At 37.4% G+C, this 16,820-nt stretch carries 15 protein-coding genes and 1 pseudogene; 12 read left to right on the top strand and 4 right to left on the bottom strand.

Translation table 11 applies throughout. The annotated features are described in order from the left end of the window. The first annotated feature begins 13 nt into the window (after window positions 1–13). The 3 genes from LOZ80_RS34755 to LOZ80_RS34765 are packed head-to-tail and all read left to right on the top strand — an operon-like array spanning window position 14 to window position 1,446. Entirely contained in the window at window positions 14–388 is a 375-nt protein-coding gene (locus LOZ80_RS34755; protein ID WP_229757896.1) for an ArsR/SmtB family transcription factor, read from the top strand. A 14-nt stretch (window positions 389–402) separates the two neighbouring features. Beyond that, the gene (locus tag LOZ80_RS34760) at window positions 403–852 is read left to right on the top strand and encodes an SRPBCC family protein (RefSeq protein WP_238168791.1); all 450 of its coding nucleotides are present in this window, start codon (window positions 403–405) and stop codon (window positions 850–852) included. Window positions 853–912: 60 nt separating this feature from the next. Further along, the gene (locus tag LOZ80_RS34765; RefSeq protein WP_238168792.1) at window positions 913–1,446 is read left to right on the top strand and encodes a histidine phosphatase family protein; all 534 of its coding nucleotides are present in this window, start codon (window positions 913–915) and stop codon (window positions 1,444–1,446) included. Window positions 1,447–1,485: 39 nt separating this feature from the next. On the opposite strand, the pseudogene LOZ80_RS39630 reads toward LOZ80_RS34765, so the two are convergent. Both LOZ80_RS39630 and LOZ80_RS34775 read right to left on the bottom strand, forming a co-directional pair. Next, window positions 1,486–1,811, bottom strand: a pseudogene (locus LOZ80_RS39630) (hypothetical protein); the annotation flags it as partial. A 286-nt stretch (window positions 1,812–2,097) separates the two neighbouring features. Beyond that, window positions 2,098–2,538, bottom strand: a complete 441-nt coding sequence (locus tag LOZ80_RS34775; protein WP_238168793.1) for an Lrp/AsnC family transcriptional regulator — start codon at window positions 2,536–2,538, stop codon at window positions 2,098–2,100. Window positions 2,539–2,711: 173 nt separating this feature from the next. On the opposite strand from LOZ80_RS34775, the gene LOZ80_RS34780 reads away from it, so the two are divergent. Next, window positions 2,712–4,262: an MFS transporter gene (locus LOZ80_RS34780; RefSeq protein WP_238168794.1), complete on the top strand. Its 1,551-nt coding sequence runs from the start codon at window positions 2,712–2,714 to the stop codon at window positions 4,260–4,262. Here the strand turns inward: LOZ80_RS34780 and LOZ80_RS34785 are convergent. Continuing rightward, window positions 4,253–5,164: a helix-turn-helix transcriptional regulator gene (locus tag LOZ80_RS34785; RefSeq protein WP_238168795.1), complete on the bottom strand. Its 912-nt coding sequence runs from the start codon at window positions 5,162–5,164 to the stop codon at window positions 4,253–4,255. The genes LOZ80_RS34780 and LOZ80_RS34785 overlap by 10 nt on opposite strands. 97 nt (window positions 5,165–5,261) lie before the next feature. Here LOZ80_RS34785 and LOZ80_RS34790 point away from each other — a divergent pair, with 97 nt between their 5' ends. From LOZ80_RS34790 to LOZ80_RS34800, 3 genes are all read left to right on the top strand, one after another. Further along, the gene (locus LOZ80_RS34790) at window positions 5,262–5,726 is read left to right on the top strand and encodes a VOC family protein (protein WP_238168796.1); all 465 of its coding nucleotides are present in this window, start codon (window positions 5,262–5,264) and stop codon (window positions 5,724–5,726) included. 83 nt (window positions 5,727–5,809) lie between these two features. Continuing rightward, window positions 5,810–6,376 (top strand): YdeI/OmpD-associated family protein, encoded by a 567-nt coding sequence (locus LOZ80_RS34795; RefSeq protein ID WP_238168797.1) that lies wholly within the window; start codon window positions 5,810–5,812, stop codon window positions 6,374–6,376. A 432-nt stretch (window positions 6,377–6,808) separates the two neighbouring features. Then, window positions 6,809–7,324, top strand: coding sequence for a hypothetical protein (locus LOZ80_RS34800; protein ID WP_238168798.1), 516 nt, complete (start codon window positions 6,809–6,811; stop codon window positions 7,322–7,324). A 538-nt stretch (window positions 7,325–7,862) separates the two neighbouring features. Here the strand turns inward: LOZ80_RS34800 and LOZ80_RS34805 are convergent. Beyond that, the gene (locus LOZ80_RS34805; RefSeq protein ID WP_238168799.1) at window positions 7,863–8,327 is read right to left on the bottom strand and encodes a nuclear transport factor 2 family protein; all 465 of its coding nucleotides are present in this window, start codon (window positions 8,325–8,327) and stop codon (window positions 7,863–7,865) included. A gap of 202 nt (window positions 8,328–8,529) precedes the next feature. Here LOZ80_RS34805 and LOZ80_RS34810 point away from each other — a divergent pair, with 202 nt between their 5' ends. The 5 genes from LOZ80_RS34810 (at window position 8,530) to LOZ80_RS34830 (ending at window position 16,807) form a co-directional block, all read left to right on the top strand. Then, on the top strand, window positions 8,530–9,420 hold the full coding sequence (locus tag LOZ80_RS34810) for an AraC family transcriptional regulator (protein WP_238168800.1): 891 nt from the start codon (window positions 8,530–8,532) through the stop codon (window positions 9,418–9,420). 34 nt (window positions 9,421–9,454) lie between these two features. After that, window positions 9,455–9,835 (top strand): hypothetical protein, encoded by a 381-nt coding sequence (locus LOZ80_RS34815; protein WP_238168801.1) that lies wholly within the window; start codon window positions 9,455–9,457, stop codon window positions 9,833–9,835. Window positions 9,836–10,157: 322 nt separating this feature from the next. Continuing rightward, on the top strand, window positions 10,158–12,098 hold the full coding sequence (locus LOZ80_RS34820) for a hypothetical protein (protein WP_238168802.1): 1,941 nt from the start codon (window positions 10,158–10,160) through the stop codon (window positions 12,096–12,098). Window positions 12,099–12,134: 36 nt separating this feature from the next. Next, on the top strand, window positions 12,135–13,394 hold the full coding sequence (locus LOZ80_RS34825; protein WP_238168803.1) for a DNA cytosine methyltransferase: 1,260 nt from the start codon (window positions 12,135–12,137) through the stop codon (window positions 13,392–13,394). Window positions 13,395–13,699: 305 nt separating this feature from the next. Beyond that, window positions 13,700–16,807 (top strand): ATP-binding protein, encoded by a 3,108-nt coding sequence (locus tag LOZ80_RS34830; RefSeq protein WP_238168804.1) that lies wholly within the window; start codon window positions 13,700–13,702, stop codon window positions 16,805–16,807. The last annotated feature ends 13 nt before the right edge of the window (window positions 16,808–16,820 follow it).

Genomic DNA, 16,820 nt, shown 5'->3' on the forward strand with positions numbered 1-16,820 from the left:
CCGGTATATCTGCTTGACATTAGATAAAAATCCACCTAAGCTTAAACGTATGGTTAAATATAACGATGAACTATTAAACGATGTTTTCCAAGTACTTTCTGACCCGACGAGAAGAGAAATCATAAGACGTTTGGCCGTTGGAGAGATGACGGTCATGAATTTGGCTAAGCCCTTTGAAATGTCCTTGCCAGCCGTTTCTAAACACCTGAAGGTGTTGGAAAAGGCTGGTTTAGTTTCAGTTCGCAAGGAAGGAACGTATCGGTTTTATTATTTAAATCCAACTGTAGTGGAAAACGCTCACGAGTGGTTAATGGACTTGAGGAAGTTTTGGACTGCGCAAGTGTTCAACCTTGAACATTTTTTGGATAATCAATCTAAAGAAGACTAACGGAGGCACTATTCATGATATCAATGCAGGATGAGAAATTTTTCCTTAAGCTTCATCACGTATACAACGCGAGCAAGGAAAGAGTGTTCATGGCTTGGACGAAGGAAGAACAGTTAAAGCAATGGTGGGGGCTGGTGGGCTTCACGACGACCATTGAAGTAATGGACGTTTCACTTGGAGGGAACTACCTTTTTCATATGAAAGCTCCGAATGGCAAGGTTCATACTTTAGAAGGTCGATATGTTGAGATCGTTCCGCATGAAAAGCTATCGTTTACTTGGAAGTGGGTGAATGAAGGAGACGGTTCGGAGGAAACGCTAGTTACGATTGACTTTGTCGGCAAGGACAAAAAGACGGAGCTTGTGATCACGCATTCTGAGTTCTCTACGATGAAAGAAGCGAAAAAACACAATAATAGTTGGACCAATTCTTTGGAAGGTGGCTTGTGCAACTATTTTAATTGACGTGTTCCGTGAATTGTGGCATAGGATAGACCAGCCTTTCTCAGAAAGGAGGTTTTTGGTATGAAAATTGGAATTCTTCGTCACTTTGAAGTTAAACAAGCATACCCGAATCAGAGGTTAGTGTCGAAAGAAGTTGTGACGAAATGGTTCGCAGATTATGATAACTCCGACGTTGTTGTAAAAGATGTGGATTTAAGTGGTATTGATTGGGAAATATGTTACTCTAGCGACATGTTTAGAGCGATCCGAACGGCGAAGGAAGCCTACCAAGGAGAAGTGGTAGAGTCCAGCAAACTAAGGGAAATACCATTGCCTACGTTTACTACAAATCTGAAAATGCCTTTTATATGGTGGGCCGTCGCGGTAAAACTCAAACAACTTACAAATCAGGCAAGCCGGGAGCAAATCAGAAAGGCACAGATGAGGTTCAGCGAATTTCTGGATCAAATCGTTACCGACAAACACCAATCCATATTGATTGTAAGCCATGGCTCGCTTATGAGGGAAATGCGCAAAGAACTGCGAAAAAGAGGGTTCAACGGCCCCGGATTTACTTATCCAGAGAACGGAAAGCTATATGTGTTTGAAAGATGAAGATTACATCAGTTATATGATTTTTGGATCTAGATCTTCTCAAGAATAGTGATCCATCATCTGTTTCAAATAATTTCGAAAGTCTTTAACATAGGTTTGGGGCTCTACTATTTTTAGATTTGTGCCGAAACTTGCTAGAAATTGAAATCCTGTACTGTTGTGAGGGACATCAATTGTTCAATTATATTCGTCGTGGTACCATTTTTATCTATATAATGTCCTCAAGGTGTAAAGAATCTCAGACCGACCCTCCCAACCATAAAATGACAGTTGAATCGAACTTTTCAGAGACAAGGGGCTAACCATTGCCTCTATTTTTTTATCGTAATGTCAACTTCTTCGCTAATTAGAATTTGTTCCAATCCGCAACGGGTGTGGTGACTCGGAGTTGTCGGTACGACTGCTAGTGTTTGAGGAGTTTATGGCTTTGGAAAAGAAGAAAAATATATTTATTCCAGCTTACTACAGAACACTATTTTGGTTCCAATCAAGCAGGCACTTGGATACTAAAATTTGATACTAACGATGGTTCACCTGTTTCTGTTGATGTTGCAGTCCGCGATGGCCTATCTTAAGGCGATTATCATTTGAATATTGAGAGGTAGTGTTAAAAAAGAAGCCGAGCGATTAATCCAGCAATCGTTCGGGTGCTTATGCTTCTTTGAGAGAATGAATTAGAAGACTATGATCGATCGGTGAAGACATGACAATCAGGACTGTATAGGTTCCATATTTATCGCACTGATTGCTAAACTCTTCGAGTGTGCGTGTGGATTCTGTCACTACTTTCAATAAATAACTGTGTTCTCCGCTTATGCGGTGACACTCGGCAACATGGGGAGAGGCATGGACAAAATCAAGAAATGCCAAGCAGTCCCTAGTCCGAAACAATATATAGGCGGCCGCATGCTTTCCAATTTTTTCAGGAGAAATGACGGTACGATATTCTTCGATTACTCCCTTTTCTTCCATTCTCTTAACTCGTTCCGTTACAGCAGGTTGGGACAAGCCCACGCTTTTACCCAGTTCAGTCATTGAAATCCTTGCCTGGTTCTGAAGATAGAAGAGGATTTGTTTGTCTACATGATCCACTTTGAGTGTGCTCCTTTAAATTTAAGGTATTTGAATGAAATAACTTTGATTTATTTGTATAATCATCATATTTGATTTGATGTGTTATGTAAAATGCACGATTTAAATTATATAATAACACTCACATGAATAAGGCGATTCACACATGAGAAGTCAGAGAGGATTGGCAAGCAATGAGCAAATACGATTTAAATAAGGCAGGTACAAAAGATTCCAGTAAACATATCATCGCATTGGCCGCGATATGTTTGTCCGCGCTAATGTTCGGTCTCGAAATTTCAAGTGTGCCAGTCATACTGCCAACCCTGGAAAAGGTATTGCATGGCAATCTTAAGGATATGCAATGGATTATGAATGCCTACACCATTGCCTGTGCGACGGTTCTGATGGCTGTGGGGTCCCTAGCTGACCGTTATGGAAGGAGGCGCATTTTCATTATTAGCCTCGTTTTGTTTGGCGTTACATCCCTGATTTGTGGTTTGGCGCAAAACACATCGGTTCTAATCGTCAGTCGGTTTCTTCAAGGTGTGGGTGCCGGTGCGATGCAGATTTGCCAGATAGCGATTCTTTCGCATCGGTTTCAGGAAGGACGAGAACGCAGCAAAGCCTTTGGAATATGGGGGATCGTGTTCGGGATCGGCCTCGGGTTTGGACCCATTATCGGGGGGATGATCGTGGCTGCATGGAACTGGCATTGGGTTTTTCTGATCCACGTACCGCTGACCATCCTTACGCTGATCCTTGTTTTTGGGGGTGTGGAGGAATCCAGTGATCCGCAAGCGAAAAAGCTGGACGTTATCGGTATTGTCACGCTTTCGTTGGCGGTCTTTGGTCTGGCCTACTTTATCACGCAAGGAGCAGAGTTAGGCTTTACCAGCATAGCCTCCATCAGCATTCTTGGTGCAGCGGCAGCAAGCTTCATTATTTTTCTTTTTGTGGAAAAGCTCAGCGCCCATCCGATGTTCGACTTTTCCGTATTCAAGATACGCAATTTCTCCGGCGCGATCCTTGGCTCCATCGGCATGAATTTCAGTTTCTGGCCATTCATGATCTATTTGCCGATTTATTTTCAGAGCGGTCTTGGTTATGGCATTGTAGCCGCCGGGCTGTCTCTCTTGGCTTATGCGCTGCCTACCCTGGTGATCCCGCCACTTGCAGAGCGTCTTTCGCTGCGCTATCAGCCGCGTATCGTTATCCCATTGGGTCTTTTCATCATCGGCCTGGGCTTCATTATGATGAAATATGGCAGTGGAGGCGATCACGCCAACTGGCTGACCATGCTCCCAGGTTCCCTGTTGGCTGGTATCGGCCTAGGCTTGACCAACACGCCTGTGACCAACACGACTACTGGCTCAGTTCCGATTACCCGCGCAGGCATGGCTTCCGGTATAGACATGAGTGCCAGATTGATCAGTCTAGCCATCAACATCGCCGTGATGGGATTCATTTTGCAGGAAGGCATCCTGTCTTATTTGAGGGGAGCCCTTCCAGGGACTCTCGATACAACGCAATTGCGGGCTTTGGCCGGGAAAATAGCTGCCGGAAACTTTGCCTCTCTCAAGCAGGGTGTGCCAGAACTGTCCTCTCTGGATGCGTCCGGAGCTGTGGTCCACGCGGCTCTTGTGCACGGATTTGGCTTGGTTATGCTCTATGGCGGCATTGGCGTGTGGGTTTTGGCCGCGATCAGTTATATGATTTTTAGATCAAGATCTTCTCAAGCATAGTTATCCATCATCTGTTTCAAATAATTCCGAAAGTCTTCAACATAGGTTTGGGGCTCTACGATTTTGAGATTTGTGCCGAAGCTTGCTAGAAATTGAAATCCCGTACTGTTGTGAGGGACATCAATTGTTGCTAATAAGAATTCAGAACTATAGTTTTCAATACTTTTTCGACCGTATCTTTCAATGAATTGATCTTGGATGCCAGGGGAAATCAATGCCTGAATAGCGACTAGCTGCGGCTGATAGCTTGCTTCGCGTTCTTGTTCTACTAAATATTCTCTAGGGTTAAATGTTTTGTCATCCATAGTAAGTTTATCGATCCGAAATAATTTGAACGTTCTATAGCTCATACGATGTAAACAGAATCCTTTCAGATACCAACTCGTTTCGCTAAAATGAAGCTGATAGGGCTCGACAATTCGATTCGTCGCGGTGCCATTTTTATCTATATAATCAAATGAAACTAACCTTCTCTTTAATATGGATTCTTGCAATGTCCTCAAGGTGTGAAGAATTTCAGACCGACCCTCCCAACCATAAAATGAGAGTTGAATTGAACTTTTCAGAGATAAGGGGCTAACCATTGCCTCTATTTTTTTGATCGTAATGTCAACTTCTTCGCTAATTAGAATTTGTTCCAATCCGCCGAGCGCAGTTAGTATATTCTCTAAGTCGGAGCTGCTTAAAAGACGTTTATCAACCTTGTATTCATCCATAATACCGTAGCCGCCATGAACGCCATTGATAGAATAGATCGGGATGTTGGATAGGCTCAGTGTTTCCATATCGCGAAGAATAGTTCTTTTGGACACATCAAATAATTGCGTGAATTCTGTTGTTGAAACGATATTTTTTCTCAGCAAGATCATGATGATAGAAATAAGTCTCTCAATCTTGTCCATATGTTCCCCCTCCTCTAATTAATTTGATAATGGTGACATACAGCTGTCACCTTTTGTAGATTATACTACATTTATCACACGAAGGAGGTATTACTTTATGTCAGCTATTGTCTATTTAAACTTTGATGGAAATGCAGAGCAAGGGATTGAATTTTATTCGGAGGCTTTAAGTGCAACGGAAGTGAAAAAAGTTAAATTTAGCGACATCCCACAAGATCCAAACTATCCACTGCCAGAAAATGAGTTAACTATGATTATGGAGTCTTCCATCGAATTCGGAGGCGGGAAAATCATGATGTCCGATATTTTGCCTTCTATGAAGACGGTAACAGGTGAGTTGGTGAAAGGAAATAATGTCCTGATTAGCCTAGTCATCGATGATAAACAAAAACTAGAAGAATACTTTAATCGTTTATCGGTGGGTGGCTATGTTATAATGCCGTTATCCAATACTCCTTGGTCGTCGTGCTTTGGCATGCTGGTTGATAAGTTCGGGATTTCGTGGAAATTCAATAGTGACGCAGATAAGTTTCTTGATAAAGTCATTTCTAACAAACAGTAACTCAATCTTGAGAATGGTCTTGCAATTGAAGACCATTTTTTCTTGTATATTTTTACTTGAAAAATTCAGAAAGGATCATGTATATGGAAATTGAAAATCTGATTCCAGCAAAATCGAGAGAAGATGTGAGGATTTGGCTGCAGGAACATGGAAAGACTGAGAAGTTTTGCTGGGTCGTGGTTAGCATGACGCCTACCCCGAATACGTTGTTATATTTGGACGTGGTCGAGGAAGCTTTGTGCTTTGGATGGATCGATGGAGTCAAAAAGAAAATTTCTGACACGGAGCTGGCTCAGCGGTTGTCTCCTAGAAGTAAAAAAAGTTCATGGACGGAATTAAATAAAGAACGTGTCCGCCGCCTCGACAAGTTGGGGTTAATGAGAGACGAAGGAAGAAGGGTTCTTCCTGATATGGATCACAATTCTTTTAGAATAGATGAAGAGATAGAGCAAAGGCTGAAAGAGGAAAAGCAAGTGTACGATAATTTCATGGCATTCCCAGATCTATATAAACGAGTTCGGATCGATACGATACAAAGCATTAAGAATCAGCCGGAATTGTTTAGGAGCAGATTGGACAAATTCATAATGAATACGAGAGAGAACAAAATGTATGGTCAATGGAATGATAATGGACGTTTAGGGGTTTAGTTTCATACAAAGCCAGAATAGAGTAACAAAAACGTTCGAGCGAGATCCGGAGCATATTTCCCGATCCCGCTCTTTTTTCTGCTCACCAAGCTATTAAAAAGGGCTATGAAAGGAGCGCCGAATCCATCGCTGCGGAACCGGAAATCCTTGATATTTCTAGGTTTTCTCGGGCTTAATCCCATACTAAAGCTTTTCTCAATCCATCTCCAATCATTTACTTTAGTGTAATAAATAATTAAAGTATTTATAGGTATATATAAACTGAATAGGTGATTTGAACTATAAGATCTAAATTTTGTAAAAGTTCTTTTGACCTATGTTCAATTAAAAGGAATATATGTAATAATGCTAATAGATTAGTTGGCTAAAATTTACAAATCATTTTAAATATGGAACGAAACTAATCTAAAAACACTGAAAAGGATGGCTACAATGACAAACCAAAAGATGAGAAAGAGCACTCTATTATTAACTTCTGCTATTATCGCTCTAACTGCTGCACTCTCTCCAATTCAGGCTTTGGCTGCTCCTGTTTCACCGCCAACAACAAACTCAATACCCGTACCTGATGGAAGCTATACTCTTGTTGGGGAAAGCTATGATAGTACTTTTGTTAATGGCCAAACAAGTATAGCTATTGGTGCATCTATTAAAGTATTACTAGATGGTATTGCTGCCCGATATAAAATTAAAGGATTTTGGGTGAGTGGCACGACAGGAGCAATCGGAACTTCCATTGCTTTTCAATTAAATAGCCTTCCAAAAGTTTACTATAAATTTAGACTTGGAATATCTTATAACGATACATTGAAGTACTATGAGTATGTTAATGCCTCTGTTGAATACCCAGACTCTAGCTACAGTACTCCAAAGAATGTTTCTTATTGGAACACAGGTACAAAAGTGCCAGATGAAACACTTGCACTTTATGGTTTGAAAAACCCATAATAATTTCAAAAATACCAAATATCCATCGGATAATGTAAAATCTGATGGGTATTTGGTATAATGTTGTATGAAAGTAAGGAGATGATATTTTGAAGTTAAAATACCCTTTGAATTTTATTTTTTTCATCTGTGCTTACGTATTAACTTTTAAATATCTCGTATTAGGAACGATATGGAATGTGGCTATTTCTAGTGTCATTGTAATACTATTGGAATTTATAGTGGATAAAACAGGTTTCTCAGATAAGAAAATCCCAATATCAATTGGAACCGTCCTATTTATTGTAGGTTTAATTCTTATATATGTGTTAACGTAATGTTTTAGCGGACAATAGTTGTTAAGGGGAGAACTGGAATTTGAAGGCTACATTAAAAAAGTTACTGAGTGAATTGAAGAAATAGCAATTGATAAGCAGTAAAGACACTCTCAAAATATTTAATTAATCTGTAGTAAATCTGGAGTATGCCTACATCACCATGGATGGTGATGTAGGCATACTTTTTTGTCCGCGGTATAGGGCACTCGTTAAACGGTGTTTTAGCTATTAAGGGATTTAGTTTCAACCCATGCAACCTTGAGATCTCTTTTTTTGAAAAACCACTGATTATTCAGTTTGATGAATTCGTCGTTATACCTTATAGCTGCTACCATTAATTTCTTGACATCGCCATCGATTGTTAAATGATGAGCATTACAATAGGTTGTCCCAATTGCCGTATCACCAGATAAAATAATCTTACTTTGGCCATTAACATGCATGGTGGAGACATACATATTTAGGTTATCAAAAATAGGTGATAATTCCTTCCTGCTGGTAACGATTTGGGATGGTTTTGCTTGACGTTCATCCATAAATACTCTAAAAAGAGTATCTTCCGTAAATAATGCCATTTGGCCTTCAGCATCCCTCGTGTCTGCACAATAAGCATATGCATCAATGAGATCACGTATCGCATCACGGTCAGCAACTTCTTCAAGGGATCGTATTTTCACATTTTCCATGTTGTCCTCACCTTTTTTCAATTTGTTTGTATCCGTTTCTTCTATCCTCATAGTAACCGAGCCGAGTAATCAAAGCTTTGCTATACGGCTCATTTTGTTTGTCAATTCGGCTCATGCTAACGGACATCGAATTCCAGCGACTCCCTATTGGATTGCCATGGTGACTTCATGTTATCTTGTATTCAGATAAGGAGTGAGACGAATGGGGTCCGTAATAAGCAAGGCTGTGAAAATGCCTCAGAGTCTAGCCAGTGTTGGCGTTTTGAAGATGAAAGGTTTGTCGGTCATGGGGGCATGCGCCTATTCGGACATCAAGACGGGGAGAATGTATCTGCAGGAGCATGTTCTATTAGTTGTTCTGGAAGGGGTCTACATTGTCAGGTACGGTGATCAGGAACATACAGTAAGGAAAAATGAAATGGCGCTCTTGCATAAAGGAATCGTCGTTGAGTATGAGAAGTATGGAGAAGCAGATTCGAGGCATGTATTGGACTACATGATGTTCTTTTTGAAGGATGAATTGCTTCATGATTTTATGAAAATATCCAGTCTACCTTCCTCCAAGTCTGTATCGCCTGCCGCGGCTACTGTTCATCCGGTGAATGAGCGCCTGTTAAGCTATATGGCTTCACTCAAGCCCTATTTTGCAGAGTCGGAGGGCATTCAAGACGAATTAATTAAGCTGAAAATGCTGGAGCTTCTTTTTGATATATTGGATGCGGACCAAGGGTTATTGAACCAAATCCTGCAGCTGAGGCAGCAGCGTCCGACAAGCATTGTTGAAGTGGTGGAGCAGAACCTGCTAAACCCGGTATCGCTTCAGGATCTGGCCTATTTGTCCGGCAAAAGCTTATCCACCTTCAAACGGGAATTCCGGAAGATCTATAATGAGCCTGCATTTCAATGGATTCGCAACCGTCGGTTAGAAAAGGCAAAGGAACTGCTAACCCACTCAAGAATATCCATAACGGAGGTCTGTTTGGCTACAGGCTTTGAGAACGTATCGCACTTCTCGAAGGTGTGGAAGAAGAGGTATGGGGTTTCTCCTTCGGGGATGAGGCAGCGTGGCGCGGCCGCTGTGCATGAGCTATGATAGATCTACTTATGCCGGGAGGTGAAGAGAGTTTATGATCCTAAATCGGCGGGTAAGATTTACGTCATTGTTTGCGATAATCGTTGTTCTCACCGGTGTGCTGGCGCTGCTCATTTTCGGACTGACTCTCCACAGGGCCGAGACAAGGGCGAAGGACGGCGTGCTGGATCTGAGGGATTGGAGCTTGAACCAAGATGGACCGCTTCGACTGAACGGTATCTGGTCCTTCCGGTGGGAGCGGGAGCTGACAAAGGACGCAACTGTAACGAAGTCCGCTTCGCTTGCGGAAGTGCCCGGCGTGTGGACGCGCTATGGAATACCGGGGCGCGGCTTTGCGACCTATCATCTTCGAGTGCTGACACAGGGCAATATTGGTTCGCTTGGAAAGCTGCATTCACTGCCGCGACTAGCTTAAAGGGCATTTCGAAGAATGCAGTAACAGCAAGTGGGTTCGGGTTTTAGCATGAAGCGCCATAGCAATATAATCCCTCATCCGAGGCATGTGGAGTCGGCGGCACAATTAATAATACAATAGATTATTAAATAAAGAGCTACCTGATCAGGTAGTCTTTTATTTAGAATGTGCCATACAGATGCTTGTTGATATAAATAGATACTTGGTTAAATGATCTCCTACTAATTAGAGCAACTGGTGCAGGATATAAGTTTTAAATGTCGAATCTCTTCCTTAACTTGAGATCATAAATTATTAATCAAACCATAAAGGGAGAAAAAATGTGAGAGTTGTTGACAAGCAAATATTAAAAGAATTAGAAAATAATTTTAAAAAAGAGCTAAAGAAAGGTAATAGTTTTTTCTTTGATTATATATTGAATAATTATTTAATGAATGGTTTGAGATTTCATCTATTATTTATGAAAACCGGGTTTATAAATGCAATGAGTAAGCAAGAGATACAAAAACTAATAATTTCAGTTCGGAATACGGATAATTATGACAATCAAATTATTGAGGATTTGGTATTTATCGAGTATTTGATGGAAAAAAAAAGCATATATGATGAGGAAATTGAAAAGATATACATAAATAATAAAAAAGGTTTAAGCATCGAAACTCTAATTGGTTACATTGATCATTTAAAATATGGTATAGATCATTTTGAAGAATTATACGGTCGAAAATATCCACGGGAAATATTAAACTCACATTTTGAACATGTGCTGGATTGTATGGATGAGTTTATTGATGTTATCAGAAAACATGCTTTTCCACAAACAGAACTGAATGATAATTATTCAAAAGTGAGTGAAGAACTTGTTAAAAGGATCTCTAAAAAAGGAGCAATGAAAGACTATCTCAACACCTTGATGATGGAACTAACCAAAGTAAAAAGAATAGAAAACTATAAGGTGGAAGAAGTTATAGTTGAACAGGTATTTAAAAAATCACATAATATTGAATATTGGCGAAAATTCGAGATATATAGAGACTTAAATTATCAGCATCATTATAATGAGATTAGCGAGGAAGAAGAATTAAATATCTTTAAGGAAAGTGGATTTATTAAATCCCTGTCTAAGGAACTTCTTCATTTAGATGGAACTAAGGATAAAGATCTATATGTAGATATGGAACTGTATAAGGTTAGAAAAATCTTGCACCCGATATATGGTGATCTAAGTAATAATTTCGAATATAAGAAAGGTATATTTAAAATAGAACAGCTTCTAGATTTATATAAGAAAATAATGAAGTTAATGCTCGAGCAACAGTTGAAATTTGAAGATGGGCAAAAAAACATTCTATTAAAACTTGGAACAAAAGCATTACTCCGTAGGATTGGTTTGAACACTCGTGAAAAAGATTTACTTGAGCTTCTTTCTTTTAATATCGATGACCATCAGTTATCAACACATGTTGTTCATTCTAAGCCCTTAATTCGAGCAAGCAATGTATATTATGTTAGTCCTTATTTCATTGAACATATATCTGCTGAGTCTTGCTTTGACAAAATTCTTTCTACTGAAGTTAAAATAATAGGAAATTACAATGATAAAAAAGGCTATTTATTCGAGAACCAAATTAAAGCATGTTTTGATAAGTTAAATATTAATTTATATCAAGTTGCTAAGGATGATAAATATGATATCCCTGAGATTGATGGGTTGTTTATATTGGAGGACTATTTATTTATATTTGAGGCCAAGGCAACGATTAAACCAGTGAATATGATGGAAGCTTACAATAACCTCAGAGGCAAGGTTTATGACGGTTATAAACAACTAGAATTGCGTACTCGAGTGTTATTGAATACTGAACAAAGAAGTGTTATTGGTAATAAACTGGGAATTAATCTGAATGAGAAGAAGGTAGCTCCATTTTTACTGATGAATCATTATTTTTTTAATGGTTACCAAGAACTGCAAATTAATTTTAAAGAATTGAATAATACTCATATTCCTGTTATTGATTTTTTTACATTGAAAAATAGTTTGGAGTCTAAGAAACTTCCACTTTGGGAATATCATAAAAGGTCAAATTCTTATAAATATAGTGAAGTAATGTATACTAACGCTGAAGAACTTTATTTTTACATGCTTAATCAATTTAACGGTCTAGTAGCAGAAGAGGAGCCTTACTATCAAATTACTGAGGAATTTATTCTGGGTTCAATAGCTAAATCTGTAAATATATATAATAATTTTAAGGATTTCTAACAATTGTTTTAGGGAATCTCTAGGAAGGAACTGAGTATGCTGCACCTTAAGGTATCAAGTAATAAAATTTTGAAAAGTAAAAAACCAACTGCAATTGATTTGTTTGCAGGGGCTGGCGGAATGAGCGAAGCGCTAAAGACAGCTGGCTTTGAACTACAGGGGGCCATTGAGTATGACAAGGTATTTGCTTCGACATATGAAAGAAATCATGGACAGCATGTATGGGTAGATGATATCCGCAAAATAAGTTGTCAAGAATTTGCTGGAATTTACAATGTCATACCTCGAGAATTAGATTTGTTAGCGGGGTGCTCTCCTTGTCAGGGATTCTCAAAACAATTTAGTTATAAAAATAAAAAAAAGAAGGCAGACAATGACTTAACAGAGATAGAACCAGATGAGAAAAAAGAAAAAGAGGAAGATGAACGGAACTTACTTGTATTTGAATACTTAAGGTTTGTTCATTATTTTTCACCTAAGTATATATTATTTGAAAATGTTCCTGGAATACTATCACATCCTCAGATATTTAATGCTTTTATTACAAAATTAAAACGTAAACGAAATAATTTTCCAGGATATGATATTCATTATAGTACAATCAATGCGGCTGACTATGGTGTACCCCAGCGTAGAAAAAGACTTGTATTAATTGGTAAGAGGAGGGATATTAATAATGGCGAATTTATTGAAAATTTATATCCAAAGACTACACACTACAACCCCAAAAAAGGAGATGAATCTGAAGGTAAGAATCCTTGGGTCTCTCTCGGAGAAGTAATCAGACACTTGCCACATATTCAAGCAGGTGAAACACATGTAACAGATCCTTTACATTTTTCGAAAAACATATCACCTGAAAACAAAATTAGACTTGAGCATACACCTCATAATGGCGGGGGGAGGAAAGACTGGCCGGAGAATTTATGGTTAAATTGCCATAAACCGGATAAAGAAAACGTCGGATATGGAGATGTTTATGGCAGAATGAATTATGACACAGTATCCTCAACCTTAACGGGTGGATGCTTAAGTATCGCAAAAGGGAGATTTGCTCATCCTGAACAAAACAGAGCTATCTCTGCTAGAGAAGCTGCTATCATTCAGACATTTCCAGTCAACTATGTATTCAATGGAACAAAGGAACAAATAGCTATGCAGATAGGAAATGCGGTGCCTGTAAAAATGGGGCTAGCTTTTGCCAATAATATAATAAAAGAGATAAATTTTATTAACTCTGAAGTGAAAAAAGTGAATGAAACAATAGAAGAAAGGAATTTTCAAAGAGTAAATTAAGATGAATAGAAATTACCTCACACTATAAGTATAGTCTCTCGAAACAACAAGAATCCTTATCCGCAAGCCTCTGCCTTAAAGCTAGGGCTTTTTTGTCGTATTAGGAAAGGGGAAGAATGAAGATCTCTTGGCAATTTGTAATAAAGATAATTAGATTATATATATTCAAGAATATATTCAACGGGAAGAGAGATATATATGAGACATAACTTGTCGAAAAGAGGGATGGAAAAGATAACGTAGAATAATATCATAAATATGGAATAAATGGAGTAGTCTATAAGAATCAAATTAGGGGTGATAGTATGGCTAAGTTTAGGACTAGAGCAAGGGCAGTAGATTTGCTTGGAAAACAGCAGATCAGAGATGAGGTTACTGCTATATCTGAATTACTAAGAAATTCATATGATGCTGATGCAAGCGAAGGACTCGTTGATGTAGATACAGCTCAGGAAAGGATTCTTGTTTGGGATGATGGAGATGGCATGAGTACTTCGGATTTACAAAATAACTGGCTTACATTAGGTACCTTTTCGAAAAAGACTAAAAAGATAATAAAAACTAAAAAAGATAGAGTTAAAATAGGGGAAAAAGGGATTGGAAGATTAGCGATTTCATTACTAGGTAACCAATTATTGTTAGTCTCTAAAAAGAAGCCCCAAGAGGAAGAGGCACATGGACAGTGGTCGCTTATGTACTTGCACTGGGAAATTTTTCGTAATGAGAATTTATTCTTAGAGGATATAGATATACCAGTACTCGGGTTTGAGTCAATTAATGACTTGATATCATATTTGCAAAACAATATGCAGGATTTAAAGAGTATTCTTCTAATGAACTTTTCAGATAAGGACAAGTGGTCTGATGAAGATATCGACAAGGTAACCAGTGAAATAAATTCATTCCAAATAACAAACGAAATTATTAATAGAATCCGTTTAATAGAAATAAAAAACGGGGGAACATTGTTTTATATCAAATCTATGGATGATATGTGGGATTGGAGTATTTATAATACTCAAATTGAAGATGAGAGTTTAGTTAGAAGAAAACAACGGTTAAAGGATATGCTTATTTCTTTCCATAACTTCATTGATATGTTTGAAGAAGAGATAGAGAAAGATGATATAGACGTGACAGAAGAGAAAAAAAATAGTTTTGTACCAAAAATTCATATTGATGGAATTAAATTAGAAAACAAGACATCAATAAATGAAGATGAAATTAATTTATATGATTATGCATTGAAGGGTGTAATTAATGATGGACGATTTGAGGGGCATTCTTATATTGGTACCAATAAACAATCCGAAAAAGTAATTGCTAGCAGAGACAAGCTTACAGCAGGAATGAATTTTGATCGCTTTAAAGATTGCGGTCCTATAAAGATAAGTTGGTTTTTCGTCGAAGGACTTGAGTCACTATCTTGTATTCCAAAAGATCAACATAAGATGCTAAAAGATAAATTAGATGTGGTTGGAGGGATATATGTTTTTAGAGATAAATTGAGAATTCTTCCATATGGAGAACCGGGTAACGATTTTTTAAATATGGAAGAACGTCGAAGTAAATCAATGAGAACATATTTATTTAGTTTTAGAAGGATGTACGGTTATATAGAAATAAATAAGGAATTTAATCCAAATTTGCAGGATAAATCAAGTAGAGAAGGATTTATTGAAAATGGGTATTATGAATATTTTAGAACAATCATAATAAATCTTCTGGTTTGGTGGGCAGTAGACCATCTAGGAACTAATAGGTCAGGCAATGGCAAAAGGGAACAACACATTCAGCAAGTTAAAAAAGAGGAAGAACAAAGGCAACAAAAACTTGAAGAGAAAAGGAAGGAAAATAAATATTTAATAGAGCTAGAAAAATATTTAAAGAACTTTAAAAGTGAAAATGATGTGCTTCATAAAAAAATTATAAAAAAAATTAACCAAGAAATAAATTTGAACCAATTGAAAAAAGAAAGATGGGAGAACTCTGTTTCTATAAATACAAATTTATTGGAACTAAGACTATCTTTATTTAGTATGGTTGATGAAATGCAACAATTAAAGTTTTCCTTAAATAATAGATATGAACATGATTTTGAAGTGATTGATTTATTAGACAGTTGCAATCAAAAATTAAATGAACAAGTACAAGAGCTTAGATCATATGTGAATGAAAAAATTAATGAATTATCCACAAATATACTATTAAGTAATAAAGAAAATCCAGTTAAAGAAGAGAATAATAGGCATGTCGATTTAGTCATTAATCAACTAGATTATGCTAAAAAGTGGATTACTGAAAGTTATCCAAAACTTATAAAAAATATAGAGTCTGTACAAAAAGATTATTTTGAAGAGCGGTTAACTGGGCTAAAAAGAAAAATTCAATTTATGGTAATTGAAGAAATTAATAATCTAACCTCCATATTTAACGACGTTAATGGCCGAATGAATACGATGTTACCTAGTATAGTTAATCTTCGTGATGTGCTAGTTACTTCAAGAGAGTCCTCTATTATGGAAGACACTATTACTAATGCGGAAAAAAGAATTAAGGATTTCTCAGAAATTAGTGTAGAAATACAAGACATTCTTACAAAATACAATGATAATATCCAGGAGTCAGAAAAAATAAAATATATAAAAAAAATGGTTAATACCTTGGATAATAACTTATCAGAGAAAAAAATGTTAGATGATGATACATATATTGGTCAACTAAAAAAAGAAATTGATTTGTATCGAGATTTATCCGCAGTTGGTCTAGCGGCAGAGATAACAGGACATGAATTCAATTCGTTATACGGATCTATTAGAGAAAGTCTGTCATTATTAACAAAAGCGCTTAAACAAACAAAAGTCTTGCCAATTGTTGAAAAAACCAATAAAGCTTTTTCATCATTGGAAAAGCTGCATCAACGGATGAGTCCTTTATATCGCCAGACTAGGAATAGGAAGAGTGAAATAGTTCTTAGAGATTTTATACAAAATACGGTTGATTACTTTTTAACAGATTTAAGTAGATATGATGTAAAGATATTTAATGATATTCCACCAAACTTAACAGTAAAAGAAGCCGAGGTAATCTTATTTACGCCGATTATTAATCTAATCTCTAATGCGATATATTGGACGCTAAATCAAAAAACGAGAGAAATTCATTTTTATACGTTACAAGAAGAACACAATAGGATTTATATTCATGATTCGGGTTCAGGCATTGACTATAGAGATCGAGATAGGATATTTGATCCGTTTTTCACCAAAAGATCTGGTGGACGGGGTCTAGGATTGTTTTTATCAAGAGATATATTAAGGACCAAAGGACATGAATTGGATGTTATTACACCTGGTTTAGAGCCAAGGCCTTTTAAGGGAGCTTGCTTTTGTATTACATTAAATACTAACTAAGGGGCTACAAAGA

The organism is Paenibacillus sp. HWE-109 (assembly GCF_022163125.1).
In the GTDB taxonomy this organism is placed as follows: domain Bacteria; phylum Bacillota; class Bacilli; order Paenibacillales; family NBRC-103111; genus Paenibacillus_E.